The following is a 23,839-nucleotide window of genomic DNA, read 5'->3' as shown; positions in this document are numbered from 1 at the left end:
AATACCGCTTTCTGGGGGTCGCTATCGACCCTATATAGCGGGCCATGTCACAGAACCCGCCCAACCTGCGTCCCGATCTGGCGCGCGCCCATGTGCCCGAAACCCGCCGCCCCGGCCAGCCGACCATCGGCATGGTCTCGCTGGGCTGTCCCAAGGCACTGGTCGACAGCGAGCGCATCCTGACGCGCCTGCGCGCCGAGGGCTATGCGATCAGCCCGGACTACGGCGGCGCGGACGCGGTGATCGTGAACACATGCGGCTTCCTTGACAGCGCAAAGGCGGAGAGCCTTGACGCTATTGGCGAGGCGCTGAACGAGAACGGTCGCGTGATCGTGACGGGGTGCCTTGGCGCGGAGCCCGAGTACATCACCGGCGCGCACCCGAAAGTCCTGGCCGTAACCGGTCCGCACCAGTACGAACAGGTTCTGGACGCCGTCCATGCCGCTGTGCCGCCGGACCCGGACCCGTTCATCGACCTGATGCCCGCCGCAGGGGTGAAGCTGACGCCAAGGCATTATTCCTACCTGAAGATTTCCGAAGGCTGCAATCACAGCTGCAAGTTCTGCATCATCCCAGACATGCGCGGAAAACTCGTCTCGCGACCGGCGAAAGCGGTGCTGCGCGAGGCCGAGAAGCTGGTGGAGAGCGGTGTCCGGGAACTGCTGGTCATCAGTCAGGACACCAGCGCTTATGGCACCGACTGGAAGGAGCGGGACGAGAAATTCCCGATCATTCCGCTGGCGCGCGACCTGGGGTCGCTGGGCGCCTGGGTCAGGCTGCACTACGTCTATCCCTACCCCCATGTGCGCGAGTTGGTGCCGCTGATGGCCGAGGGGCTTGTGCTGCCCTATCTCGACATCCCTTTCCAGCACGCGCATCCCGAAACGCTGCGCCGGATGGCGCGCCCTGCCGCCGCGGCACGCACGCTGGACGAGATCGCCGCATGGCGCGGGATCTGTCCCGACATCGCCATCCGCTCGACCTTCATCGTCGGCTATCCGGGCGAGACCGAAGAGGAATTCCAGACGCTTCTGGACTGGCTGGACGAGGCGCAGCTCGACCGGGTCGGGTGCTTTCAGTACGAGAACGTGGACGGCGCACGGTCGAACGCCCTGCCCGATCACGTGCCCGAGGACGTGAAGGCCGAACGGTGGGCCCGGTTCATGGAGAAGGCCCAGGCGATTTCCGAGGCGAAGCTGGCCGCCAAGGTGGGGCAGCGCATCGAGGTCATCATCGACGAGGTGGACGACGAGGCCGCCACCTGCCGCACCAAGGCGGACGCACCCGAGATCGATGGGAACCTTTTCATCGACGACGGTTTCGAAGAGCTGACGCCAGGGCAGATCGTGACCGTCGAAGTGGACGAGGCGGGAGAATACGACCTTTGGGGAAAACTGGTTTCGCAGACGAAAACCGCGTAATGTGCTCTCATTGCTAGCTCCATCTTGCCAGCCGAGGTCAGAATGCCTTTCGAAAAAATCCATCCGGAAAAGCTTTCCCATTCGGTTGTCAAACAAATCGAACTGCTGATCCTGCGCGGGATCCTGCGCCCCGGTGAGCGCCTGCCCTCCGAACGGGAGTTGTCGGAACGCTTCGGTGTCTCGCGTCCGTCTCTGCGGGAGGCGGTCAGCGAATTGCAGGAAGCGGGACTTCTGGTTGCCAGGGCAAACTCGGGCATCTATGTCGCCGAAGTTCTGGGCTCGGCCTTTTCGCCCGCCCTCACTCGGCTGTTCGGAAGCCACGAGGAAGCCGTCTTCGACTACATCGACTTCCGGCGCGACATGGAAGGCCTGGCGGCGGAACGGGCCGCGCGGCTGGGCTCGGACACGGATCTGGCGGTTGTCGACAGCGTGTTCCAGCGCATGGAAGCCGCCCACAAGAAGCGGGATCCGTCGAACGAGGCACAGCTGGATGCCGATTTTCACCTCGCGATCATCGAGGCGAGCCACAACGTCGTGATGCTGCACATGATGCGCTCGATGTACGAGTTGCTGCGCGAGGGCGTCTTCTACAACCGCCAGGTCATGTTCCGCCAGCGGACGACCCGGCAAAACCTTCTGGACCAACACCGCAAGATCAACGACGCGCTTCAGGCGCGGGATCCGAAGGCAGCGCGCGCTGCCATTGAAGCGCATTTGAATTTTGTCTCGCAGTCTCTGACGGATCAGCTGAAGGCCGAGAAGCACGAGGCCATCGCACGCCAGCGGCTGGCGCACGAAAGCGGCCGCTAGGCCGCATCCAGTCCGGGAAAGTCCGCAAAAACAAGAGCATGATCGCTGGCGTGGGGCCTTTGGCCGATGCTCGTCGGCGGCGTCATGCCCGCCCTCAAGACCCAGGGAATGGCCTCCGGAAGTTCGCGCGCCAGCCTTGGAGAGACAAGGAACCGGTCGGGCCGCGAATGGTCGTGGGTGTCGGGCGTCTCGTATGTCCAGTCTTCGCCGCGCGGCAGGCGGTCCATCAGATCGACGGCAAAGCCGCCCTTGAGAGGTTCCAACGCCGAGGTGCCGGCGCCGCCGGTCCGGGCCGGCTCGTTGAAATCGCCCAGCGCGATCCAGCGCTCCGCCTCGGGGCGCTCAAACGCCATCTCGATCACGGCCCGGACGCCCCGTGCCTCGGCGTGACGAACAATGCGTGACTTCTCCGGATCGGGGTACGGTGCTTTGAAATGACAAATGAAGAGCGAGACGTCTCTGAAATCGAGCCTCAGGCAATCGCGCCGGAACAACGGAGAGTCCCGCAATTCGGCCGCCAGGTCGTCGAGCCCCAGGTCTGCGCCGGTCAACAAAGCGTGGCTCTGGATGGCCTCGGGCGCGATCCTGCTCAGGGCGGCAACATTCAGCCCGCGACCATCATTGCCCGGCAGGCAAACCCGGTGGGGATAAGGCGTTGCGCCCGCAGGCAGAAGGAAGTTGTCGTGAAAGAAGTCCAGAGCCGCGGTGTCGAACACCTCTTGCAGCGCCACGATGTCTGCATCGGCCTCCGCGATGATGCGCGCGGTCTCGACACGATCCGCAATGTCCAGCGCCGCGGAACGCGGCAGGTCCGGCATGTCGGCGTCCACAGCCCCGTCGAGCGCAGGCTGCCCGTCGCGGAGTCGCAGGCGAAGATTCTGGACGTTGAATGTCGCGATTCGCATGAGAGCAGCCCGTTGCCCACTGTCGGGAGGGCCAGTCACCGGCCCGGTTTCCGCGCCCTGCCGCCTGTATCGAGAGAAGCGGTTGACGCATATCAATGCCAAGATGTTACGCGGATTGTATTTTCAAAAAAAGACATGCACGCCACCCAAGGAGGCCAATATGGCTGAACTGAACCGGATACCCGAAGACAGCCTTGTTCTTGTCTGCGACCGGCGCAAGGCGTTGTTCCTGCGAAATTCGGGTACACCCATTCACCCCAAGCTTGAGATTGTCGAGCACATGGATGCACCGAAGCCTGATCCCAACGACGAACCACCGCATCCGGGCAAGCGGTTTGACGGCGGCGCCCCGGGCGCGGGCTTTCACTCGCGCAGCGCGATGGAAGCAGCGGACCCGGAAAAGCTTCAGGCGATGGAATTCGCCGAGGCCGTGATCGAAAGCCTGACAAGCCGTCAGCGGGGCGACAAGTTCAAGCACCTGATCGTCGCCGCACCGCCGGATTTCCTTGGAATGCTGAGGGATGGCATGGGCGATGCCATCGCGGACCTCGTGATGGCCGAGATCCCGAAGCGGCTGACAGGCCTGCATACAGAGGACATCGCCGGCGCCATTGTCGCCGAGTGGTAAGGCGGCGCTCTAGAAGCGCCGCATATCTTCGGGATAGACGCCGAGAATCTTCAGTTCGGAGGTGAAGTATTCCAGTTCTTCCAGCGCCAGTTTGACCGGTTGGTCGTCGGGGTGTCCCTCGATATCCGCATAGAACTGCGTCGCCGTGAAGGATCCGTCGACCATGTAGCTTTCAAGCTTGGTCATGTTCACGCCGTTCGTCGCAAACCCGCCCATTGCCTTGTAAAGCGCCGCGGGAATGTTGCGCACACGAAAGACGAAGGTCGTCAGCATGCGCTCGGCCCGGCGGGAGTGATCCGCCTCGCGCGACATGACGAGGAACCGCGTCGTGTTGTGATCGTTATCCTCGATATTGCGCGCAAGGATATCCAGACCATAGACCTCGGCCGCCAGTTCGGACGCAAGCGCGGCGTCGGCCTTGTCGCCCTTTTCCGCAACTTCGCGCGCGGCGCGGGCGTTGTCCGGACTGACGGTGCCCTCGATGCCGTGTTTCCGCAGGAAGGTGGCGCACTGGGGCAGCAGGACCACGTGCGAATGCGCCCGGCGAATGTCCTCGACCCGTGAGCCCGGCACGCCGAGAAGATTGATATGCACGCGGACGAAGGCTTCGTCGACGATATGCAGACCACTTTCCGGAAGGAGACGGTGGATGTCTGCGACGCGCCCGTAGGTGGTGTTCTCCACCGGCAGCATGGCCTCGTCAGCCTCGCCGGACTGAACGGCGTGAATGACATCTTCGAAGGTCCGGCAGGGCAGCGGTTCGAGCGTGGGACGCGTCTCGCGACACGCCTGATGCGAGTAGGCACCCGGCTCTCCCTGGAAGGCGATGCGTCCGGTCATGATGGTCTCTGCGTCAATATGGGCGTTTCGTCGCGGCTCTTATCCCTTGAAGACCGCCAAGGGAAGCGGGTAGATAGCGGCCAAGAACCGAGGGAACTGGACGCGACATGTTCGACACAATGACCATGACGAAGATCATTGGAGGCTTTTGCGGAGCTTTCCTGGTCTTTCTTCTTGGCGGATTTTTCGCCGAATTCATCTATCACCCCGCTAAAAGCCATGATGGTGAGCATCATCAGGCCTACACGATTGCGGTCGAGGGCGGAGACGACCACGGCGGCGAGGAAGTGGCCGAAGTGCCTTTCGAGGAAGTGTTTGCAGCCGCCGACGCAGGCGCGGGCGAGCGTCTCTGGCGTCAGTGCCAGGCTTGCCACAAGCTGGAAAGCGGGGCGAACGGCACCGGGCCTTACCTGTTCGGTGTCGTAGGCCGCGATATTGGCACGGCCTCTGGCTACAGCTATTCGACGGCGATGGCGTCGCATGGTGGTCAATGGACCCCTGAGGCTCTGAACGAGTTTCTGACCAGCCCGGCCGGCTATGTCGATGGCACCAAGATGAACTATCGCGGCATGCCCGATATCGAGGATCGCGCGAACCTGATCGCCTATCTTTCGACCATCGGCGGCTGATCATAGAATATCGGAACGTCACCAAGGGCCGGGCGCGTTGCGCCTGGCCTTTTTTGCTGCGCACGCTCACTTCACTGTTTGTTCAACGAAACAGCCCTTGAACATTAGACAAATCGAAAATTAGCTGCATTTTAAATGGCGAGAACGCCCAAGCGCCAGAACAGAGAAAATTCGGAGGAAGAGCCCATGCCCAGCCATCCTGCCCGCACCATAGCCGCGTCACGTGCCGCTTCGCGGTCCCGGATGACGCTTCGGCTTGGCGCCGCCGTTCTGGGGCTTGGCGCTTTGGTCGCCAGCACGGGTTTTGCCCGCGCCGAAAGCCACGAAACAGTCATCGAAAGCCACGGCTACAGCTTCTTCGGGGATCTGAAGTACCCGGCCGACTTCCCGCATCTCGACTACGTGAACCCTGATGCGCCCAAGGGCGGCGAGATGAGCCAATGGGGTCAGGGCACCTTCGACAGCTTCAACCTTTACACCCGGAAAGGTCGTCAGGGCGCGTTGGCGACGATCGGCCACGAGAACATCCTGACCGGAGTCTACGACGATCCGACCGCATCCTACTGCCTGCTGTGCAGTACGATGGAATATCCCGAAAGCAAGGACTGGGTCATCTTCAACCTTCGTCCCGAGGTCAGATTCGCCGACGGCACGCCGCTGACGGCGGAGGACATCAAGTTCACTTTCGAGCTGTTCATGGAAAAAGGATTGCCCTCGTTCCGGGCCGCCTTCGGCGCGATGATTTCGGATGTCGAAGTCATCGACGATCAGACGGTGAAATTCAATTTTACCCCGGACGCGCCGCGACGCGACGTGATCGAACTGGCCGGAGGCCTTCCGGCCTTTTCCAAGGCATGGTTCGAGGAAACCGGCTTCGAGCTGGAGGAAAGCAGCCTGACGCCGATCATGGGCACCGGTCCCTACGAGCTGGACAGCTACGAGGTTAACAGCCGGATCATCTACAAGCGACGCGAGGATTACTGGGGCAAGGACCTGAACCTGAACGTCGGCCGCTACAACTTCGATCGGATCCGTATCGAGTATTTTGGCGACAGCTCGGCCGCATTCGAAGCCTTCAAGGCAGGTGAATACGCATTCCGCACCGAGAACTCGTCGAAGGAATGGGCGACCAGCTATGACTTCCCCGGCATCAGAGACGGGTATGTCGTGAAGGCCGAACTGCCGGATGGCGGGCTTGGCACCGGTCAATCCTATGTCTTCAACCTGCGGCGCGAGAAGTTCAGGGACCCGCGAGTGCGCGAGGCCATCGGGCTGATGTTCAACTTCGAATGGTCGAACGAGACCCTGTTCTATGGTCTTTATAACCGGACAACCTCGTTCTGGGACAATGGCGGTCCGCTGACAGCAATGGGAGCGCCCACCGAAGGCGAACTGGCACTTTTGCAGCCCTTGGTCGATGACGGATTGCTGGATGCCTCGATCCTGACCGAGGACGCGGTTCTGCCGCCCACCTCGGGGAACCGCCAGCTTGACCGGCGGAACCTGCGTCAGGCATCGGGGCTTCTGGACGAGGCCGGCTGGATCGTCGGTGACGATGGCAAGCGGCGGAAGGACGGCCGGCTTCTGACGGTCGAGATACTGGAAAGTTCGCCCGCCTTCGACCGGATTCACAACCCCTTCATCCAGAACCTCCAGGCTTTGGGCATCGAGGCCAAGCTCGACCGCGTGGACCCCAGTCAGGCCACGGACCGGGAGCGAAACTATGATTTCGACCTGACGGTTCACGGCTTCAACCTTGGGTATGAACCCTCTACCGGGCTGAAACAGTGGTTCGGCTGCGACGCGATGGAAGAAAGCACGCGGAACCTGATGGGCTTCTGCACCGAGGCGACCGACCGCCTGATCGATGCGATCATACAGGCTGACAGCACCGATGACCTTCAGGCCGGCGTGCGCGCGCTGGACCGGGTGATGCGCGCCGAGCGCTTCACCATTCCCCAGTGGTTCAAGGACAAGCACACGGTTGCTTACTATGACATGTATCGCCACCCCGACCCGCTGCCACCGCTGGCGCTGGGAGAGCTGGACTTCTGGTGGTACGATGCCGAGGCTGCCCAGCGTCTGAAAGACGCCGGCGCGCTCTGAGGGCAAGGAGACAATGGGCGCCTATATCCTCCGACGGCTTCTGCTGATCATTCCGACGCTCTTCGGGATCATGGTGATCAACTTCGCCCTTACTCAGTTCGTGCCAGGCGGACCGATCGAGCAGATCATCGCCAATATCGAGGGACAGGGCGACGTCTTCGAGGGTATCGCCGGCGGCGGATCGGAGACCTTCGACAGCGACAGCGACTCGGGCTACGTCGGCGCGCGCGGCCTGCCGCCCGAGTTCATTGCGGAGCTGGAGCGCGAGTTCGGGTTCGACAAGCCGGCCCATATCCGCTTCGTCCAGATGATGTGGAACTATATCCGCTTCGATTTCGGCGAGAGCTATTTCCGCTCGATCAGCGTGGTCGATCTTGTGATCGAGAAGATGCCGGTCTCGATCACGCTTGGGCTGTGGTCGACACTGATCGCCTATGCCATCTCGATTCCGCTGGGCATCCGCAAGGCGGTGAAGGACGGCTCGGGTTTCGATACTTGGACCAGCGGGCTGATCATCGTGGCCTACGCGATACCGGGCTTCCTGTTCGCCATCCTGCTTCTGGTTCTCTTCGCGGGCGGCTCCTATTTCCAGTGGTTCCCGCTGCGCGGCCTGACATCCGAGAATTTCGACCAGCTGAGCCTTGGCGGAAAGATCGCCGACTATTTCTGGCACATCGCCCTGCCCGTCCTGGCCAGTTCCATCTCGGGCTTCGCCACGCTGACGCTTCTGACCAAGAACAGCTTTCTGGACGAGATCAAGAAGCAGTATGTCATCACCGCCAAGGCCAAGGGCCTGACCGAAGGCCGGGTGCTTTATGGTCACGTCTTCCGGAACGCGATGCTGATCGTGATTGCCGGATTCCCGTCGCTGTTCATCGGCATCTTCTTCGGCGCCTCGCTGATCATCGAGACGATCTTCTCGCTGGACGGCCTAGGGAGGCTTGGATTCGAGGCCGCCGTCGCCCGCGATTACCCGGTGATCTTCGGCACGCTTTTCGCCTTCGGTCTCGTCGGTCTGCTTGTCGGCATCCTGTCGGATCTGATGTACGTGTTCGTCGATCCGCGGATCGACTTCGAAAGACGGGAGGTCTGAGGCGATGGCGATGCCCGAAGTCCAGCCTGACCCCGTCCCAGGAGAGCGCGCGCCCCGGCCGGAGGTTCCCGAACGCAAACGCATGTGGCTGTCGCCTCTGAACCAGAGACGCTGGCGCAATTTCAAGAAGAACCGCCGCGCCTACTGGTCGCTGATGGTCTTCGGCGTGCTGTTCATCACCAGCCTGTTCGCCGAGTTCCTTGCCAACGACAAGCCGATCCTCGTGAAGTACCAGGGCGAGTATTTCATGCCGATCTTCAAATTCTACCCCGAGACCCGTTTCGGGGGCGATCTTCCGATCGAGGCGCAGTACCAATACGAGGATATCCAGTGCCTGATCGTCACCGGCGGCGTGATCGATTGCTATGATGATCCCGAGGGTCTTCTGGCCGAAGTCGAGGACTCGGGCACCGCCTTGGGCGAGCCGGTCGAGAAAGGCTGGATGATCTGGCCGGTCATTCCCTACAAATACGACACGATCGTCGACATCCAGGGCGTCGCGCCTTCGCCGCCTGACGCGAACAACTGGCTGGGCACCGACGACACCAAGCGCGACGTGGTCGCCCGGGTGCTTTACGGGTTCCGCCTGTCGATCATGTTCACGATCATCGTGACGGTCTTCGCTTCGATCATCGGGATCGCCGCAGGTGCGGTGCAGGGCTATTTCGGCGGCTGGCTGGATCTGATCTTCCAGCGTCTTCTGGAAATCTGGTCGTCGACGCCCTCGCTTTACGTGATCATCATCATGTTCGCGATCTTCGGGCGAAGTTTCTGGATGCTGGTTTTCCTGTCGGTCCTCTTCGGATGGCCGGCGCTGGTGGGCGTGGTTCGGGCGGAGTTCCTGCGTGCGCGAAACTTCGAGTACGTGCGCGCTGCACGGGCGCTGGGGGTGTCGAACGGCACCATCATGTTCCGGCACATGCTGCCCAACGCGATGGTCGCCACGCTGACGCTTCTGCCCTTCATCATCACCGGTACCATCGGCGCGCTGGCCAGCCTGGACTTTCTCGGCTACGGCCTCCCTTCCTCGGCGCCCTCGCTGGGAGAGTTGACGCTTCAGGCCAAGCAGAACCTGCAGGCGCCCTGGCTGGCTTTCACCGCCTTCTTCACCTTCGCCATCATGCTGTCGCTTCTGGTCTTCATCTTCGAGGGCGTGCGCGATGCCTTCGATCCGAGGAAGACATTCCAATGAGCGCGCCCATGTCCGATTTCGCCGCGCGTTCCGCGCGCCGACCCGTTGGGGAGGCGCTGCCTCCCCAAACCCCTCCGCCGTATTTTCACCAGGAAGAAGGGGATCGGTCGTGAACGAAGCTGTTCTGCAGGTCCGGGACCTGAACGTGCGGTTCCGACAGGATGGCGCGACGACCCATGCGGTTCGCGGGGTGAGCTTCGACGTCAGGCGGGGCGAAACCGTCGCTCTCGTGGGCGAGTCGGGATCGGGCAAATCGGTGACGGCGCTTTCGACAGTGGCGCTTCTGCCCGACAGCGCCGAGATCACCGGTTCGGTCACCTATGACGGTGCCGAAATGGTGGGAGCGAACGAGGCCGAGTTGCGGCGGGTGCGCGGCAACGACATCAGCTTCATTTTCCAGGAACCGATGACCTCGCTCAATCCGCTGCACACGCTGGAAAAGCAGCTGGCGGAATCGATCCTTCTGCACCAGGGCCTGTCGGGCGAAGCTGCCCGTGCGCGGATCATCGAGCTGTTGAACGAGGTCGGCATCGCCGACCCGGAAAGCCGGCTGACCAGCTATCCGCACCAGTTGTCCGGCGGGCAGCGGCAGCGCGTGATGATCGCGATGGCGCTGGCCAACAACCCGGAACTTCTGATCGCGGACGAGCCGACAACGGCGCTGGACGTGACGATCCAGGCGCAGATCCTCGAACTTCTGGAGCAGATCCAGCGCGACCGCGGCATGTCGATGCTGTTCATCACCCATGACCTGGGGATCGTGCGCAAGTTCGCCGACCGGGTCTGCGTGATGAAGGGCGGAGAGATCGTCGAGAGCGGCGCCACGGCGGACATCTTCGGTGCGCCCCAGCACCCCTATACGCAGATGCTTTTGTCGGCTGAATCGACCGGACTGCCCGATCCGGTGCCGGACGACGCCGAAACGATCGCGGAGACCGAGAACCTGCGCATCTGGTTCCCGATCTATCGGGGACTGCTGAAGAAGACTGTCGGCCATATCAAGGCGGTGAACGCCGCGACGCTGGCCGTGCGCGCGGGCGAGACCGTGGGCATCGTGGGTGAATCCGGTTCCGGAAAGACGACGCTGGCGCTGGCGATCATGCGGCTGATCTCCTCCGAGGGGCCGGTCATCTTCCAGGGCCGGAACATCCAGGGTCTTACGTCGCGGGCGTTGCGCCCATTGCGCGCCGACATGCAGATCGTCTTCCAGGATCCTTTCGGATCGCTCTCGCCCCGGATGACGGCCGAAGAGATCATCGCCGAGGGGCTGACGATCCACAAGATCGACCCGACCCGCGACCGGCGCGAGATGGTGGCAGAGATCATGGCGGAGGTCGGCCTCGACCCGGCGACGATGCACCGTTACCCGCACGAGTTCTCCGGCGGGCAGCGCCAGCGCATCGCCATCGCCCGCGCGATGATCCTGCGGCCCAAGCTGGTGGTGCTGGACGAGCCGACCAGCGCGCTGGACATGACGGTTCAGGTGCAGATCGTGGAGTTGCTGCGGAACCTTCAGAAAAAATACGGGCTGGCCTATCTCTTCATCAGTCACGACCTGAAAGTGGTGCGTGCGCTGAGCCACAAGGTGATCGTCATGAAGCGGGGCGACGTGGTTGAACAGGGCGATGCCGCACAGGTCTTCGACAGCCCCCGAACCGATTACACCCGCGAATTGATGGCCGCCGCCTTCGACGTGAAGGCAGCGGGCTGACGCCGCCGTTCCGCCCTGCTAACGTCGCGGCAGGGAGGAACCGGACCATGGCCAAACAGCGAAAAGTCATCATAACCTGCGCCGTGACTGGGGCGATCCATACGCCTTCCATGTCACCCCATCTGCCGGTGACGCCGGACGAGATCGTGGAAGCGGCGCTTGGCGCCGCCGAGGCGGGCGCGGCGATTCTGCACCTGCATGCGCGCGACCCCGAAACCGGGCGGCCCGACCAGTCGGCCGAGGCCTTTGCTCCGTTCCTTGGCCGGATCAAGCAGTCCTGCGATGCGGTGGTGAACCTGACCACCGGCGGCAGCCCCTTCATGAAGGTCGATGAGCGCGTGCGCCCCGCCGCGGAGTGGAAGCCCGAAGTGGCAAGCCTGAACATGGGCTCGATGAACTTTGGGCTCTACCCGATGCTGAACAGGTACAAGGAGTTCAAGCACGACTGGGAGCGCGAGCATCTCGAAGGCTCGCGTGACCTCGTGTTCAGGAACTCCTTCAAGGATATCGAGTATGTTCTGCGCACCTGTGCCGAGAACGGCACGCGGTTCGAATTCGAGTGCTATGACATCTCGCATCTCTACAATCTGGCGCATTTCGTTGAGCGGGGTCTCGTGAAGCCGCCGTTCTTCGTCCAGTCGGTCTTCGGGCTTCTGGGCGGGATCGGGGCGCATCCCGAAGACGTGGCGCATATGAAACGGACCGCCGACCGCCTTTTCGGCGAGGACTACCAGTGGTCTGTTCTTGGCGCGGGTGCGAACCAGATGCGCGTCGCGGTGCAGGCGGTGGCCATGGGAGGCAACCTGCGGGTCGGTCTGGAGGACTCGCTTTGGGCTGGTCCGGGGAAACTGGCGGAGTCGAATGCCGAGCAGGTCAGAATCGCGCGGACTTTGATCGAAGGTCTGGGCCTTGCCGTAGCGACGCCCGACGAGGCGCGCGAGATGCTGGCGCTGAAAGGTGCGGACCGCGTGGCCTTCTGAAGACCGCGCGAGAAAGGACGGCGCATGCGCCGCCCGATTTCCATGCGGCTGTCGCCGAACAGGCCCGAATACGCGCGCGTCGCTTCATCGCCGCAAGACCGCCCACTCCAGCAATCAGCATCCAGCCCGCGGCGGGATGTAGCACCCTGGAGGGATATCGGGGTGACCTGCGGGCATAGAGTTTTCCTTTGGGCCATGCTTCGGCTTGTGGGTGGTCGGATGACGCCTGGAACCGGATTTTGATTTTTGGTCCCCATCCTTCCAGATGAACGGACCCAATGAATTGTAGTGAAGATCGACCTTGTTCTCCCGCTTCAGGAGCGAGAGATCGAAAAAGCCCTTGGAGTGGTCCGTCGAGTTGACCGGCCCAAGGCAAAACCCTTGTCCGAAGTGGGGCCCTTCGATGTGAAGTGGTTGCCGGCGTGGTCTCGGTGGAAGTCATAATAACCGGTTACCGCGTTTGCCACGGACAACATTGCGACGCTGGCAATGGCGCACGGCATACCTTGCTTGAACACATCGTCCCCACTCGTCAGGCGCCCGGCCCCCAATTGACCCGGCGCGCGATCTATCCGTGCTGGCTGGGGTTCGGTTCTTTTTGACCGATTTCGGCGCTTTGCGCCTGCGTGATGGACACAACAGGACGGCGAGCCAGGTACCGTGGGGATCTTGGAAGTGGTGACGCTAGGCGGCGACCGAGAGAATGAAGCAAACCGTCTGAAAAAGAGTTTACTCAACAGCAAAAGAGCGGTGCCCGGGGGCACCGCTCTTGATCACATCCGTGATGAGGTCTTTTTAACTCAGGCAGTCTTGCGACGGCGCAGAGCAAACAGACCGCCGAGACCGGCAATCAGCATCCAGCCAGCAGCCGGAAGCGGAACTTCGGAAACGCCCTCACGGCCGAGGAGCGTGAACCCGCTAACCCCGTTCGAAATTTGCGTGATCGACAGACCGCCGCTCATCCATGCCGACAGAGTGTCTGTTTCTTCGTAAAGAAGCGCCACAATGCCATTGCCCGCTTTGATCAGCAGAGCAAGCACGTCCCAGTCACCAGCTGGGTAAACGAACGAGTCTTGGCTGACGCCATCACCGTCCTGGACCACAACCCAATCGTTGGCTTCAAACAAATTGTCGCCGTTGTAGTCGTACGCGTTCGCGCCATACAAGTTGAACGCACCGGTTTCACCGGTAACGTCGTAGCACTCATCGTACCCTGGTTCTGTGGTTATGCCTGTGCAAGTCACGCTGGCCGCATTGGCCGCCGACCCGATCACAAGTGTTGCGGCTATTGCCGCGAGGAATTTAATAGTCTTCATTGGTACCCCCTCACGAATACTTAATAATAGCTTGTATGTAGCAGGTAAATTTCTGTCAGGGAAAGAGAAACTGTCGAGAATCGGGCAAAAAAGTGGCCGGAAAGCGTGAATTTTTCGTTCAAAGCTTGGCCGCTTGTGCGAATGACGCGACATTTCCGATGTGAGCGCAGTATTGTTGCACATGATGAAACACTGGGACATATCTCCTTTAACACACGCATGAGTTGCGCTTCCCTGAGGCGAATCAGCAGAGAGGATAAGCATGCCAGCTCAAGCAGCCCCGGCTTTTTCCCTTGGAATTGAAGAAGAATACCTGCTGGTCGACCCGGAAACCTGCGCGCTTGCGCCGGCGCCCGAGGCCATGATGGCGGCCTGCGCGGAACGCCTCAAAAGTCAGGTCAGCCCCGAGTTCAAGGCCTGCCAGGTCGAGATCGGCACGAGGGTCTGCTCGAACATCGGCGAGGCGCGCGAGGATCTGAAGCGCCTAAGGTCCACAGTCGCCGAGGTCGCCGCCGATTTCGGCTTGTCGCCGATTGCGGTGTCCTGCCACCCCTTCGCCGATTGGAAGGACCAGCATCATACGGACAAGGAACGCTACAACGATCTGCAAAAAGCTTTGGGCGGCGTGGCGCGGCGGTTGCTGATCTCGGGCATGCACGTGCATATCGGCATCGAAGACCAGGAGATGCGCATCGATCTGATGAACCAGATGCTGTATTTCCTGCCGCATCTTCTCGCGCTCTCCACGTCTTCTCCCTATTGGCAGGGGGAAGACACGGGTCTGGCCTCGTACCGGCTGACCGTCTTCGACAACCTGCCGCGCACGGGTCTTCCGCCCCGGTTCACAAGCTGGGGGGAATACGAGCGGACGACCCACGTGCTGACCGAACTGGAGATCATCGAGGATTCGACGAAGATCTGGTGGGACCTGCGGCCGTCCCACCGCTTTCCGACGATCGAGTCGCGCATTTGCGATGTTTCACCCCGGATGGAGGATGCGCTGACCATTGCCGCGCTGGCCCAGTGCCTGGCGCGGATGCTGTGGCGGCTGTCCAAGAAGAACCAGCGCTGGCGCATATACGACCAGTTTCTTGTCGGCGAGAACCGATGGCGCGCCCAGCGTTTTGGGACCACAGAAGGGCTGATCGATTTCGGGCGGCGTGAAATCGTGCCGATGAATGATCTCGTCGAGGAACTTCTCGTTCTGATCGAAGAAGATGCCGGCGTCCTGCGATGTGTCGAGGAAACCCAACGCGCACGTCAGATCGTGGAAGGCGGCACCAGTTCGCAGCGTCAGCGCCAGACCTACAGCACAGCCCGCGAGAACGGGGCCGCGCATCATGACGCACTCTGCGCTGTCGTGCGCAGCCTGATCGACGAGTTCACAGCGGATCTCTGATCTTGCCTCTGACGCGGCTCAGGGTTTAATTGGACAAGCGTTCAATTCAGGGGAGGAAGCCATGGATTTCGCGCTGAGCGAGGAACAAACCTTCATCTTTGAGACTGCGCGGAGTTTTGGCGAAGATCGCATCGCTCCGCATGCCCGCGATTGGGAGCGCGACGGCACAATCCCGAAGGCGCTCTGGACCGAGATCGCCGAACTGGGGTTTGGCGGACTTTACGTCAGCGAAGAGGCAGGCGGAGCCGGCCTGACCCGTCTCGATGCGACGCTGGTCTTCGAGGCATTGTCGCGCTCTTGCGCGTCGGTCGCCGCGTTCCTCTCCATCCACAACATGGTCGCGCGCATGATCGACGTCTATGCCTCGGACGAGATGAAGGCGCGAGTTCTGCCCAAGGCGCTGACCATGGAGACGGTGCTGTCTTACTGCCTGACCGAACCCGGCTCGGGCTCGGACGCGGCCGCACTCAAGACGAGAGCGGTCCGCACCAACGAAGGCTGGGCGCTGACCGGCACCAAGGCCTTCATCTCGGGCGGCGGGTATTCGGACGCCTATCTGGTCATGGCGCGCTCGGGCGGGGACGGGCCGAAGGGCATCAGCGCCTTCCTTGTCGAGGACGGTGCACAGGGCCTTTCGTTCGGGGGACTGGAGGACAAGATGGGCTGGCGCAGCCAGCCGACCCGCCAGGTGCAGTTGGACGATTGCAACATTCCGGCCGTCAATATCCTTGGCAAAGAGGGTCAGGGTTTCACATATGCGATGGCGGGCCTTGATGGGGGCCGTCTTAACATTTCCGCCTGCTCTCTGGGCGCCGCACAGTGGGCTCTGGATCAGACGCTGGCCTACATGGGCGAGCGCAGGGCCTTCGGACAGACGATCGACCAGTTCCAGGCGCTGCAATTCAAGCTGGCCGAGACCGAGATCGAGCTTCAGGCCGCAAGAACCTTCCTGCGCCACGCGGCTTGGGCACTGGACACAGGCCAGCCCGACGCGACCAAGCGTTGCGCCATGGCAAAGGCCTTTGTCACCGAGGCTGCCAGCCGCGCCGCCGACACCTGCCTGCAGATGCACGGCGGCTACGGGTATCTTGCCGACTACGGGATCGAAAAAGTGGTCCGCGACCTGCGCGTGCACCGTATTCTTGAAGGGACGAATGAAATCATGCGGATGATCGTAGCACGCGACATGCTGAAGAACCGATGAGCGATATTCTGATCCGCAAGACAGGCCGTGTCGGCCGCATCACGCTGACCCGCCCCAAGGCGTTGAACGCGCTGACCTGGCAGATGGTGGATGCGCTGACCGAGGCCCTGCCCCGCTTCGCCGCAGACGACGACATCGCGATGCTGGTGATCGACGCGGAGGGCGACAAGGCGTTCTGTGCCGGCGGCGACATCGCAGGTATCTATCACGCGATGGTCGCGGGCGACTATGACGAGCCGCGCCGGTTCTGGCGGGCGGAGTATCCCGTGAACAAGGCGTTGTTCGAGTTCCCCAAGCCGGTGGCGACCTTCATGCAGGGCTTCACCATGGGTGGCGGCGTGGGCCTCGGCTGCCATGCGTCGCATCGGGTCGTGGGCGACACCAGCCGAATGGCCATGCCCGAATGCGGGATCGGCCTGATCCCTGACGTGGGCGGCTCCCTGCTTCTGGCGCGCGCGCCGGGACGCCTTGGCGAATACCTCGGGATCACCGGACACCGGATGAAGGCGGGTGATGCGATCCTCGCCGGGTTCGCCGACTACTACATCCCCGAAGAAGCTTGGCCCGGCCTGATCTCGCGCCTGGAAGAAACCGGAGACTGGAACGAGATCGACCGGGCGGCCGCACCCGCCCCGGCACCGGAACTGGAAGCGCAAACCACTGACATCAATGAGCATTTCGGCGGGGAAACCCTGCGCGACATCCTGCGCTCGCTCGACCACAAAGGCGACGACTGGGCTCTGAAAACCCGTGAGGCACTGAACCGCCTCTGCCCGATCTCGATGGCCTGCACCGTGGAGCTGGTGCACCGCGCACGCCTGCGCGACAGGATGGACGAGGCCCTGAAGGCGGAATACCGTTTCGGCCACCGGATCGTCGAATTGGGCGATTTCCGGGAAGGCATCCGCGCTGCCATCATCGACAAGGACAAGTCTCCCAAATGGCGGCATGCGCGCCCCGAGGACCCGACCCCGGCCGAGGTCAGCGCGATGCTGAGACCGCTGGGAGCGGACGAACTGAAGCTGGAGGACACGCTATGAAGATCGGATTCATCGGGCTTGGCAACATGGGCGGGCCGATGGCGAAAAACCTTGCCGCCGCCGGACATGCGGTGACCGGATTCGACGTGGCCGCACCGATGCCCGAGGGTGTTGCTGCCGCCGCAAGCGCCGCAAAGGCCGCGTCCGAAGCCAACGTCGTCATAACCATGCTCCCCGACGGTGCGATCCTCCGCAAGGTCGCCGACGAGGTCGTTCCCGCGATGCGGCAGGGCGCGATCCTTCTCGACTGCTCGACCGTCGATGTCGAAAGCGCGCGCGCCGTGGCCGATCAGGCGACGGCAGCTGGCCTGAGGGCGCTTGATGCGCCTGTATCGGGCGGCATCGGCGGGGCGCAGGCCGGGACGCTGACCTTCATGGTCGGGGGCAGCGACGACGCCTTCGCGGACGCGAAGCCGCTTTTCGACATCATGGGCCAGAAAGCCGTGCATTGCGGCCCCTCGGGCAACGGTCAGGCCGCCAAGATCTGCAACAACATGATCCTCGGCGCGACCATGATCGCCACATGCGAGGCCTTTGCGCTTGCCGACAAGCTGGGCCTTGACCGGCAGTCGATGTTCGACGTGGTCTCGACCTCCTCGGGCTACTCGTGGAGCCTCAACGCCTATTGCCCTGCCCCAGGCATCGGGCCGAAATCCCCCGCCGATAACGACTACAAGCCGGGTTTCGCGGCGGAACTGATGCTGAAGGACCTGCGCCTGTCGCAGCAGGCCGCCGCAGCGGTCGATGCCGACACCCCGATGGGGCGGGCGGCGCGTGACCTTTATGCGCAATTCGTCGAGGCCGAGGACGGGCGCGGCAAGGACTTTTCGGCCATGTTGCCCCGCTTCGAGAAGCGCGGCCGCAGCTGATGGGCTGGACCGGCGGAATAGAGGAACTGTCCGGCCTGTCCGACGACAGTCGCCGGAGGCTCGAGGCGCTTGCGCCGATGACCGTCCCCACGGACACCGTGCTGTTCCGCCCCGGCGACGCCGTTCAGGGCTATGTCATCGTGCTGTCCGGCCGGATCGGCGTCTACCTGGTCGGGCCGAACGGTCGCGAGATCCTGCTCTACGACGTGACCCCCGGGTCAAGCTGCATCCAGTCCACGCTTGGCCTGCTCGGGGGCGAGGACTACAGCGCCGAAGCCGTGGTCGAAGCCGACGCGGCGGTGGTTCTGCTGCCGCGCGCCACCTTTCTCGAGATGCTGGACGCGGACCGGGCCTTCCGGAACATCGTGTTCACCGCATTTGCCCAGCGCATGCAGTCGACCATGCAGATCCTCGAGCGCGTCGCGTTCCAGCCCGTCGATGCCCGGCTGGCCGGCTTCCTGCTGGCGCGCGCCGACGGCGGCGAAGTTCAGGCGACGCAGCAGGACATCGCCAGCGCCATCGGCAGCGCGCGCGAGGTCGTCTCGCGCCGACTGGATGCCATGAAGCGCCGGGGATGGCTGACGCATGAACGCGGACGGGTAACGATCCTTAAGCCCGACGCGTTGCGGGTGGCTACAAACGACTGACGCAGGGTGACCAAGTCACATTCAAAACCCGCGAATCGCGGTAGGTTTCATCATGTCCTTCGAACCTGGAAAGGAAAATCTTTATGAAACAGAATGTTGGTGGAATAGACCGCGCCCTTCGCATCATCGTCGGAATCGTGCTTTTGGCAGCTTTCTTCATGCTGCCCGAAGCCGGCTATCGCTGGTTCCTTCTGATCGGCATCGTGCCGCTGGCCACAGGCCTGATGGGCTCCTGCCCGGCCTATTCGATCTTTGGGCTGTCGACCTGCAAGCTGAAGAGCTGAGATGACACTTAGGCGCGGGGTCTTCCCCGCGCCTAATGACTTTGCGCCGCTTTCTTCTCGGGGAAAAACAACCCGGCGAAAGGCACGATCACCTTGTTGACGATGGGGATCAGGACGAGGCCCAGCGCCAGGCCGAGAATGCCGTCGAGCGTGGCCGTCACAACCCACTTCACAAAGCCGCTTTCTCCGCCGACGGATTTCGCGATGTCCTTGATCGTGTCATAGGGCCAATGCCACCCCAGCACTTCCAGTCCGTGGACAATGATGTTTCCGCCCACCCAGAGCATCGCGGCTGTACCGACAATGCCGATGACCTTCAGCAGATACGGCATGCCCTTGACCATACCCCGGCCCAGGGCGCGGGTCGCCGAGAGGCGGCCGATCTCTGCCAGCCGCAAACCCGCGTCGTCCATCTTCACCAAAAGCGCAACCGCGCCGTAAACCAGCGCCGTGATACCGACGGCGACAATGGCCAGAATGAAACCCGAGGTAACATAACTGTCGCTCTCGATCGCGGAGAGCGAGATTGTCATGATCTCTGCGGACAGGATGAAATCCGTCTTGATGGCTCCTTTCACCCGCTGCTCTTCGAGATGCGCCGCGTCCAGGACCTCGGCCTCCTGGGCGTGGCTCTCGTCATGGGGATGGAGCAAGTGCCAGATCTTCTCGGCCCCTTCGAAACACAGGTAACAGCCGCCCAGCATCAGCAAGGGCGTGATCAGCCATGGCGCGAAGGCGCTGAGCAGCAAGGCCACCGGCAACAGGATGACCAGCTTGTTGAAAAACGAGGCGCGCGCGATCTTCCAGATGATCGGCAGTTCCCGGGCCGCGGGCAGACCAGTGACGTATTTGGGCGTGACCGCAGCGTCGTCGATGACCACGCCTGCCGCCTTCGTTCCCGCCTTCGCGGCGTCGTCGATGACAGCGGGGCCAACCTTTGCGCCGACCTTGGCGGCCTGCGTCGCCAGGTCGTCAACCTGCGCGGCCGCCAGTTTCGCAATCGCTGCAACATCGTCCAGCAGGGCAAGCAAACCGCTCATGTCTTGTTCCCGTCATTGTCAAAAGTTCGGAACGGCAAAGCCGCCTCATAATATGCACCGGGTCTCTCACAGGTCGAGGAGCGAAACAAGCGGCCGTGCAGGATGTAAGGCCATGCTTTCGAACAACAAATTATTATTCAACACGTTAGCATCCCCCTGTGTAGCCAAAACTGACCGGACAGGCTATCCATTTGCCGCGCACAAATACGCAGGATTCGCGCAGCGGCGCATTCAACCACTTGCGGGGACAGTGGACAGATGGAGGCAACCTCCCAATCGCCGACAGAGGCGGCATTCGTCCAGAATCCGTATGGATTCTACCGCAGCATCCGCGCCCTGGGGCACTTCATTCGCTGGGAGGAGTACGGCATTCCTGTCGCAACGACATCCGCTGCGGTGAACGCCGTATTGCGTCATCCTCAGTTGGGGCGCGAGATCCCGGTTGAACGCCGGCCCGACGTTCAGCCCGGATTGAAGGCCTTCTACGACATCGAGGAATTCTCGCTTCTGGAGATGGAGCCACCCGCGCACACCCGATTGAGAAAACTGGTTCTTGGCGCGTTTACGCGCAAGGAGGTGAATGCGCTTGGTCCGTTCGTCAGCCTGACCTGCGACCAGCTGATCGACGCCTTTCCGTCCGGTCCCTTTGACCTGCTGGACGCCTTCGCACGACAGGTTCCCGTCCGGGTGATCGCCGATCTGCTGGGTGTTCCGCAAGAGATGTGCCCCCAGCTTCTGAACTGGTCGAATGCCATGGTCGCGATGTACCAGGCTCGGCGAGACCAATCCGTCGAAAACGCGGCCGCCGAGGCTTCCGCCGAATTCACGGCCTTCGTCCGCGAGATGATCGCGTTGCGCACCCGGACGCCAGGCGACGACCTTCTTTCACAGCTTGTCGTCGGCCGGGTTGACGGACAAAAGCTGAGCGAACGGGAAATCATATCCATCACGATTCTGCTTCTGAATGCCGGCCACGAGGCGACGGTCCATGCCCTGGGTAACTCGATACGCCTGCTCTGCGAATATTCCGAAAGAAATCTGGCTCTTGAACCGGACTATATTGAAGGCACGGTCGAGGAATGCCTGCGTTTCGACCCGCCTCTGCACCTGTTCCGGCGGTGGGTTTACAAGGATGTGACGATCCTGGGCACAGAGTTTTCGGCCGGAACCGAGATCGGGTGCCTGCTTGGGTCGGCCTGCCGGGATGATGCCGTCTGGCCCGATGGCGAGATTTTCGATCCGTTCCGCATGAAGCGTCCGAACGTGGCGTTCGGAGCAGGAATTCATTTCTGTATCGGCGCGCCGCTGGCCCGGCTGGAGATGCAGATCGCCCTGCCCGCACTGTTCTCGCGCTGTCCCAACCTGCGGATCGTGGAACCGCCGAAAGTCGCGGACCTGTATCACTTCCGCGGGCGGGAGCGCCTGATGGTCGAGGTCTAGATCGGCAGAATCGTGGTCGACTTGATCTCTTCCATCGAAAGAAGCGCCGTCACATTGTAGATGTTCACCTCGGAAATCAGGGCCTGGTAGAACTCGTCGTAGGCCCGGGCGTTCCTGACCTGAACTTTCAGGATGTAGTCGATATCGCCCGCCAGCCGGTGCGCCTCGAGAACTTCGGGCCGCTCGCGAACTGCCTTGAGGAACTTGTCCTGCCAGCCCGACTCATGCGCCGAGGTGCGGATCAGAACAAAAAAGCAGGCGTCAAAGCCAAGTTTTTCCGGGTCCAGAAGCACCGTCTGGCGGCCGATGACGCCCGCCTCCTTCATCTTTCGAATCCGGTTCCAAACCGGGGTCTTGGATGACCCCACGGTCTTGGCGATATCGTCCAGCGACTGGCTGGCGTCATTCTGCAATTCGCGCAAGATTTTCCGATCCAGATCGTCCAGCCGCACCGCCATTCCTTTGCCTCGCTCATTCCGGGGAATCTGTTCCAAACCGACGTCAAACTAGAACATTTGTCCTTATCCGCAAGCGGTATCTGCCAAAACGCAGAACATTATTCTATATTGTAGGCGAAGAATTCAGGTACCTGCGATGAAATACTTTCCGATATTCCTGGCCACCGAGGGCCGCCGCATCGTCGTCTCCGGCGGAGGTGAGGCTGCGCTGGCGAAGTTGCGTCTTCTCTTGAAAACCGAGGCGCGCCTTTCCGTTGTCGCCAACGAGGTCATCCCCGAGATCGAGGACCTTGCCGCCCAGGGGCGCCTGACGCTGATCAGGCGCGCGATGGAACCGGGTGATGCGCTTTGCGCCGCGCTGTTCTATGCCGCCAACGACGACGACACCGAGGATGCCCGCGTCACACGACTGGCTCAGGCGGACGGGGCGCTGACGAACTGGGTCGACAATCTCGAGCACTCGCAATTCATCACGCCCGCCATAGTCGACCGCGATCCCGTCACTGTCGCCATCGGCACCGAGGGCGCCGCCCCGGTGCTGGCCCGCGCGATAAAGGCCGATCTGGAAGAGCGCCTGCCCGCTTCGCTTGGCGTTCTTGCGCGCGTCGGAAAGGCGTTTCGCAGTGTCGCCGAGGCGCTGCCGATGGGCCGGGCGCGCCGCGCCTTCTGGTCTGACTACTACTTCGGCGCCGGCCCCGCCGCATTCGATGCAGCGGGCGAAGACGCGCTGGCAGAAACTCTGGACAGCCTTCTGGCCCAACACCTTGGCCAGACTGAACAGCGGGGACGCGTGACCTTCGTGGGAGCCGGCCCCGGTGACCCGGAACTCCTGACGCTGAAGGCCCGCCGCGCGCTGCACGAAGCCGACGTGGTGATCTACGACCGGTTGGTCACGCAGGAAGTTCTCGAACTCGCCCGTCGTGAAGCGTTGATGATCGATGCGGGAAAAGAGGGTTTCGGCCCCTCCGTCGCCCAATCCGATATCGACGCCCTGATCGTGCTCCACGCGCGGGCAGGCGCCCATATCGTGCGCCTGAAATCGGGCGATCCGACCGTTTTCGGCCGCCTCGACGAGGAAATGGACGCTTGCGCCTCCGCCGATGTGCCCTTCTCGATCATACCCGGCATTACTTCGGCTTCTGCCGCGGTCGCCTCGATCGGGCAAAGCCTGACGAAGCGCGACCGCAATTCCTCGGTCCGGTTCGTCACAGGACATGACATGAAGGGCTATGCCGAGCAGGACTGGCGTGCCCTCGCCCAACCCGGACAGGTTGCCGCCATATACATGGGCAAGAAATCGTCCCGCTTCGTGCAAGGGCGCCTGATGATGCACGGCGCCGATGCGTCAACGCCAGTCACGATCGTGGAAAACGCCTCGCGCCGCGACCAGCGCGCCATCGGTACCACGCTCGCCACCCTGCCCGACGCCGTTACCGGCCTGACCGGACCCGCCCTGATCCTTCTCGGCCTGGCACCCCGCGCCGCCGAGACATTCGCTCAAACCTACGAAGAGGAGATCGCGCTATGAGCCGCCGTCCCTTTACCCCGAAAGTCGTCACCGCGAACGCGCTGCTGGAAGGCGACGTGGTCTGGCTGACCGAAGATGACCGCTGGACGCGGCACATGTCCGAAGCGGAACTGATCGACGACGAGGCGGTCGCCGACGATCGGCTTCTCTTCGCGATCAGCCAGCCCGGCGCTGTGGTCGGCGCTTACCTTGCCGACGCCGAAGCCACGGACCATGGCCCCGCACCTACGCATTTCCGTGAAATCTTCCGCACCAAGGGCCCGTCCAACTATGCCCACGGCAAACAAGCCGGAGAGTAA

General features: G+C 62.2%; 24 protein-coding genes. 18 read left to right on the top strand and 6 right to left on the bottom strand.

Annotation, left to right across the window (positions count from 1 at the left end; genetic code table 11):
• Nucleotides 1-44: 44 nt before the first annotated feature.
• Nucleotides 45-1,421: a 30S ribosomal protein S12 methylthiotransferase RimO gene (rimO, locus tag ACKLNI_RS20450; protein WP_413720961.1), complete on the top strand. Its 1,377-nt coding sequence runs from the start codon at nt 45-47 to the stop codon at nt 1,419-1,421.
• A gap of 42 nt (nt 1,422-1,463) precedes the next feature.
• Nucleotides 1,464-2,231 carry a FadR/GntR family transcriptional regulator gene (locus ACKLNI_RS20445; RefSeq protein ID WP_413720960.1) on the top strand — a complete coding sequence of 256 codons (768 nt, stop codon included), beginning with the start codon at nt 1,464-1,466 and terminating at the stop codon, nt 2,229-2,231.
• Here the strand turns inward: ACKLNI_RS20445 and ACKLNI_RS20440 are convergent.
• On the bottom strand, nt 2,228-3,136 hold the full coding sequence (locus tag ACKLNI_RS20440) for an endonuclease/exonuclease/phosphatase family protein (protein WP_413720959.1): 909 nt from the start codon (nt 3,134-3,136) through the stop codon (nt 2,228-2,230). The genes ACKLNI_RS20445 and ACKLNI_RS20440 overlap by 4 nt on opposite strands.
• Nucleotides 3,137-3,296: 160 nt before the next feature.
• On the opposite strand from ACKLNI_RS20440, the gene ACKLNI_RS20435 reads away from it, so the two are divergent.
• On the top strand, nt 3,297-3,764 hold the full coding sequence (locus ACKLNI_RS20435) for a host attachment family protein (protein ID WP_413720958.1): 468 nt from the start codon (nt 3,297-3,299) through the stop codon (nt 3,762-3,764).
• Between the two features lie 9 nt (nt 3,765-3,773).
• Here the strand turns inward: ACKLNI_RS20435 and ACKLNI_RS20430 are convergent, their stop codons facing one another.
• Nucleotides 3,774-4,604, bottom strand: coding sequence for a prephenate dehydratase (locus ACKLNI_RS20430; RefSeq protein ID WP_413720957.1), 831 nt, complete (start codon nt 4,602-4,604; stop codon nt 3,774-3,776).
• Between the two features lie 125 nt (nt 4,605-4,729).
• Between ACKLNI_RS20430 and ACKLNI_RS20425 the strand changes: the two genes are divergently transcribed.
• The 6 genes from ACKLNI_RS20425 (at nt 4,730) to kce (ending at nt 12,315) form a co-directional block, all read left to right on the top strand.
• The gene (locus ACKLNI_RS20425; protein ID WP_413720956.1) at nt 4,730-5,233 is read left to right on the top strand and encodes a c-type cytochrome; all 504 of its coding nucleotides are present in this window, start codon (nt 4,730-4,732) and stop codon (nt 5,231-5,233) included.
• Between the two features lie 186 nt (nt 5,234-5,419).
• A complete protein-coding gene (locus tag ACKLNI_RS20420) occupies nt 5,420-7,339 on the top strand; it encodes an extracellular solute-binding protein (protein ID WP_413720955.1) in 1,920 nt (639 codons plus the stop codon).
• Nucleotides 7,340-7,352: 13 nt separating this feature from the next.
• Nucleotides 7,353-8,432 carry a microcin C ABC transporter permease YejB gene (locus ACKLNI_RS20415; protein ID WP_413720954.1) on the top strand — a complete coding sequence of 360 codons (1,080 nt, stop codon included), beginning with the start codon at nt 7,353-7,355 and terminating at the stop codon, nt 8,430-8,432.
• A gap of 10 nt (nt 8,433-8,442) precedes the next feature.
• Nucleotides 8,443-9,624, top strand: a complete 1,182-nt coding sequence (locus tag ACKLNI_RS20410; protein ID WP_413721134.1) for an ABC transporter permease — start codon at nt 8,443-8,445, stop codon at nt 9,622-9,624.
• 109 nt (nt 9,625-9,733) lie between these two features.
• The gene (locus ACKLNI_RS20405) at nt 9,734-11,335 is read left to right on the top strand and encodes an ABC transporter ATP-binding protein (protein WP_413720953.1); all 1,602 of its coding nucleotides are present in this window, start codon (nt 9,734-9,736) and stop codon (nt 11,333-11,335) included.
• A 47-nt stretch (nt 11,336-11,382) separates the two neighbouring features.
• Nucleotides 11,383-12,315, top strand: a complete 933-nt coding sequence (gene kce / locus ACKLNI_RS20400; protein WP_413720952.1) for a 3,5-dioxohexanoate:acetyl-CoA acetone transferase — start codon at nt 11,383-11,385, stop codon at nt 12,313-12,315.
• Here kce and ACKLNI_RS20395 read toward each other — a convergent pair.
• Both ACKLNI_RS20395 and ACKLNI_RS20390 read right to left on the bottom strand, forming a co-directional pair.
• A complete protein-coding gene (locus ACKLNI_RS20395) occupies nt 12,209-12,757 on the bottom strand; it encodes a VPLPA-CTERM sorting domain-containing protein (protein ID WP_413720951.1) in 549 nt (182 codons plus the stop codon). The genes kce and ACKLNI_RS20395 overlap by 107 nt on opposite strands.
• Before the next feature lie 358 nt (nt 12,758-13,115).
• Complete coding sequence (locus tag ACKLNI_RS20390) at nt 13,116-13,895, bottom strand: VPLPA-CTERM sorting domain-containing protein (protein ID WP_413720950.1); 780 nt, start codon at nt 13,893-13,895, stop codon at nt 13,116-13,118.
• Here ACKLNI_RS20390 and ACKLNI_RS20385 point away from each other — a divergent pair.
• The 6 genes from ACKLNI_RS20385 (at nt 13,894) to ACKLNI_RS20360 (ending at nt 19,074) form a co-directional block, all read left to right on the top strand.
• On the top strand, nt 13,894-15,030 hold the full coding sequence (locus ACKLNI_RS20385) for a carboxylate-amine ligase (protein ID WP_413720949.1): 1,137 nt from the start codon (nt 13,894-13,896) through the stop codon (nt 15,028-15,030). The genes ACKLNI_RS20390 and ACKLNI_RS20385 overlap by 2 nt on opposite strands.
• A gap of 61 nt (nt 15,031-15,091) precedes the next feature.
• Nucleotides 15,092-16,234 carry an acyl-CoA dehydrogenase family protein gene (locus ACKLNI_RS20380; RefSeq protein WP_413720948.1) on the top strand — a complete coding sequence of 381 codons (1,143 nt, stop codon included), beginning with the start codon at nt 15,092-15,094 and terminating at the stop codon, nt 16,232-16,234.
• Complete coding sequence (locus ACKLNI_RS20375) at nt 16,231-17,274, top strand: enoyl-CoA hydratase/isomerase family protein (RefSeq protein WP_413720947.1); 1,044 nt, start codon at nt 16,231-16,233, stop codon at nt 17,272-17,274. The genes ACKLNI_RS20380 and ACKLNI_RS20375 overlap by 4 nt, the downstream gene beginning before the upstream one ends.
• Nucleotides 17,271-18,143 carry a 3-hydroxyisobutyrate dehydrogenase gene (mmsB, locus tag ACKLNI_RS20370; protein WP_413720946.1) on the top strand — a complete coding sequence of 291 codons (873 nt, stop codon included), beginning with the start codon at nt 17,271-17,273 and terminating at the stop codon, nt 18,141-18,143. The genes ACKLNI_RS20375 and mmsB overlap by 4 nt, the downstream gene beginning before the upstream one ends.
• Nucleotides 18,143-18,790, top strand: a complete 648-nt coding sequence (locus tag ACKLNI_RS20365) for a Crp/Fnr family transcriptional regulator (protein WP_413720945.1) — start codon at nt 18,143-18,145, stop codon at nt 18,788-18,790. Before mmsB ends, ACKLNI_RS20365 begins: the two co-directional genes overlap by 1 nt.
• A gap of 83 nt (nt 18,791-18,873) precedes the next feature.
• Complete coding sequence (locus tag ACKLNI_RS20360) at nt 18,874-19,074, top strand: YgaP family membrane protein (RefSeq protein WP_413720944.1); 201 nt, start codon at nt 18,874-18,876, stop codon at nt 19,072-19,074.
• 32 nt (nt 19,075-19,106) lie between these two features.
• Here the strand turns inward: ACKLNI_RS20360 and ACKLNI_RS20355 are convergent, their stop codons facing one another.
• A complete protein-coding gene (locus tag ACKLNI_RS20355; RefSeq protein ID WP_413720943.1) occupies nt 19,107-20,114 on the bottom strand; it encodes a DUF808 domain-containing protein in 1,008 nt (335 codons plus the stop codon).
• Nucleotides 20,115-20,372: 258 nt separating this feature from the next.
• Between ACKLNI_RS20355 and ACKLNI_RS20350 the strand changes: the two genes are divergently transcribed.
• Nucleotides 20,373-21,554: a cytochrome P450 gene (locus ACKLNI_RS20350; RefSeq protein WP_413720942.1), complete on the top strand. Its 1,182-nt coding sequence runs from the start codon at nt 20,373-20,375 to the stop codon at nt 21,552-21,554.
• Here the strand turns inward: ACKLNI_RS20350 and ACKLNI_RS20345 are convergent.
• Nucleotides 21,551-22,012: an Lrp/AsnC family transcriptional regulator gene (locus tag ACKLNI_RS20345; RefSeq protein ID WP_413720941.1), complete on the bottom strand. Its 462-nt coding sequence runs from the start codon at nt 22,010-22,012 to the stop codon at nt 21,551-21,553. The genes ACKLNI_RS20350 and ACKLNI_RS20345 overlap by 4 nt on opposite strands.
• A 136-nt stretch (nt 22,013-22,148) precedes the next feature.
• Between ACKLNI_RS20345 and cysG the strand changes: the two genes are divergently transcribed.
• Nucleotides 22,149-23,540 carry a siroheme synthase CysG gene (gene cysG, locus ACKLNI_RS20340; protein ID WP_413720940.1) on the top strand — a complete coding sequence of 464 codons (1,392 nt, stop codon included), beginning with the start codon at nt 22,149-22,151 and terminating at the stop codon, nt 23,538-23,540.
• The gene (locus ACKLNI_RS20335) at nt 23,537-23,839 is read left to right on the top strand and encodes a DUF2849 domain-containing protein (RefSeq protein WP_413720939.1); all 303 of its coding nucleotides are present in this window, start codon (nt 23,537-23,539) and stop codon (nt 23,837-23,839) included. The genes cysG and ACKLNI_RS20335 overlap by 4 nt, the downstream gene beginning before the upstream one ends.

This window comes from Silicimonas lutimaris (assembly GCF_047314965.1).
In the GTDB taxonomy this organism is placed as follows: Bacteria; Pseudomonadota; Alphaproteobacteria; order Rhodobacterales; family Rhodobacteraceae; genus JAVJUV01.
This window is presented reverse-complemented; position numbering and strand designations above follow the sequence as displayed.

What these genes read in the sequence shown, in the direction of transcription:
- ACKLNI_RS20380 (WP_413720948.1), top strand. Translation starts at nt 15,092, where the DNA reads ATGGATTTCGCGCTGAGCGAGGAACAAACCTTCATCTTTGAGACTGCG.
- ACKLNI_RS20360 (WP_413720944.1), top strand. Translation starts at nt 18,874, where the DNA reads ATGAAACAGAATGTTGGTGGAATAGACCGCGCCCTTCGCATCATCGTC.
- ACKLNI_RS20430 (WP_413720957.1), bottom strand. Translation starts at nt 4,604, where the DNA reads ATGACCGGACGCATCGCCTTCCAGGGAGAGCCGGGTGCCTACTCGCAT.
- ACKLNI_RS20345 (WP_413720941.1), bottom strand. Translation starts at nt 22,012, where the DNA reads ATGGCGGTGCGGCTGGACGATCTGGATCGGAAAATCTTGCGCGAATTG.
- ACKLNI_RS20395 (WP_413720951.1), bottom strand. Translation starts at nt 12,757, where the DNA reads ATGACTTCCACCGAGACCACGCCGGCAACCACTTCACATCGAAGGGCC.
- ACKLNI_RS20445 (WP_413720960.1), top strand. Translation starts at nt 1,464, where the DNA reads ATGCCTTTCGAAAAAATCCATCCGGAAAAGCTTTCCCATTCGGTTGTC.
- kce (WP_413720952.1), top strand. Translation starts at nt 11,383, where the DNA reads ATGGCCAAACAGCGAAAAGTCATCATAACCTGCGCCGTGACTGGGGCG.
- mmsB (WP_413720946.1), top strand. Translation starts at nt 17,271, where the DNA reads ATGAAGATCGGATTCATCGGGCTTGGCAACATGGGCGGGCCGATGGCG.
- ACKLNI_RS20355 (WP_413720943.1), bottom strand. Translation starts at nt 20,114, where the DNA reads ATGAGCGGTTTGCTTGCCCTGCTGGACGATGTTGCAGCGATTGCGAAA.
- ACKLNI_RS20390 (WP_413720950.1), bottom strand. Translation starts at nt 13,895, where the DNA reads ATGCTTATCCTCTCTGCTGATTCGCCTCAGGGAAGCGCAACTCATGCG.
- ACKLNI_RS20440 (WP_413720959.1), bottom strand. Translation starts at nt 3,136, where the DNA reads ATGCGAATCGCGACATTCAACGTCCAGAATCTTCGCCTGCGACTCCGC.
- cysG (WP_413720940.1), top strand. Translation starts at nt 22,149, where the DNA reads ATGAAATACTTTCCGATATTCCTGGCCACCGAGGGCCGCCGCATCGTC.
- ACKLNI_RS20365 (WP_413720945.1), top strand. Translation starts at nt 18,143, where the DNA reads ATGGGCTGGACCGGCGGAATAGAGGAACTGTCCGGCCTGTCCGACGAC.
- ACKLNI_RS20350 (WP_413720942.1), top strand. Translation starts at nt 20,373, where the DNA reads ATGGAGGCAACCTCCCAATCGCCGACAGAGGCGGCATTCGTCCAGAAT.
- ACKLNI_RS20435 (WP_413720958.1), top strand. Translation starts at nt 3,297, where the DNA reads ATGGCTGAACTGAACCGGATACCCGAAGACAGCCTTGTTCTTGTCTGC.
- ACKLNI_RS20375 (WP_413720947.1), top strand. Translation starts at nt 16,231, where the DNA reads ATGAGCGATATTCTGATCCGCAAGACAGGCCGTGTCGGCCGCATCACG.
- rimO (WP_413720961.1), top strand. Translation starts at nt 45, where the DNA reads ATGTCACAGAACCCGCCCAACCTGCGTCCCGATCTGGCGCGCGCCCAT.
- ACKLNI_RS20420 (WP_413720955.1), top strand. Translation starts at nt 5,420, where the DNA reads ATGCCCAGCCATCCTGCCCGCACCATAGCCGCGTCACGTGCCGCTTCG.
- ACKLNI_RS20415 (WP_413720954.1), top strand. Translation starts at nt 7,353, where the DNA reads ATGGGCGCCTATATCCTCCGACGGCTTCTGCTGATCATTCCGACGCTC.
- ACKLNI_RS20425 (WP_413720956.1), top strand. Translation starts at nt 4,730, where the DNA reads ATGACGAAGATCATTGGAGGCTTTTGCGGAGCTTTCCTGGTCTTTCTT.
- ACKLNI_RS20385 (WP_413720949.1), top strand. Translation starts at nt 13,894, where the DNA reads ATGCCAGCTCAAGCAGCCCCGGCTTTTTCCCTTGGAATTGAAGAAGAA.
- ACKLNI_RS20335 (WP_413720939.1), top strand. Translation starts at nt 23,537, where the DNA reads ATGAGCCGCCGTCCCTTTACCCCGAAAGTCGTCACCGCGAACGCGCTG.
- ACKLNI_RS20410 (WP_413721134.1), top strand. Translation starts at nt 8,443, where the DNA reads ATGCCCGAAGTCCAGCCTGACCCCGTCCCAGGAGAGCGCGCGCCCCGG.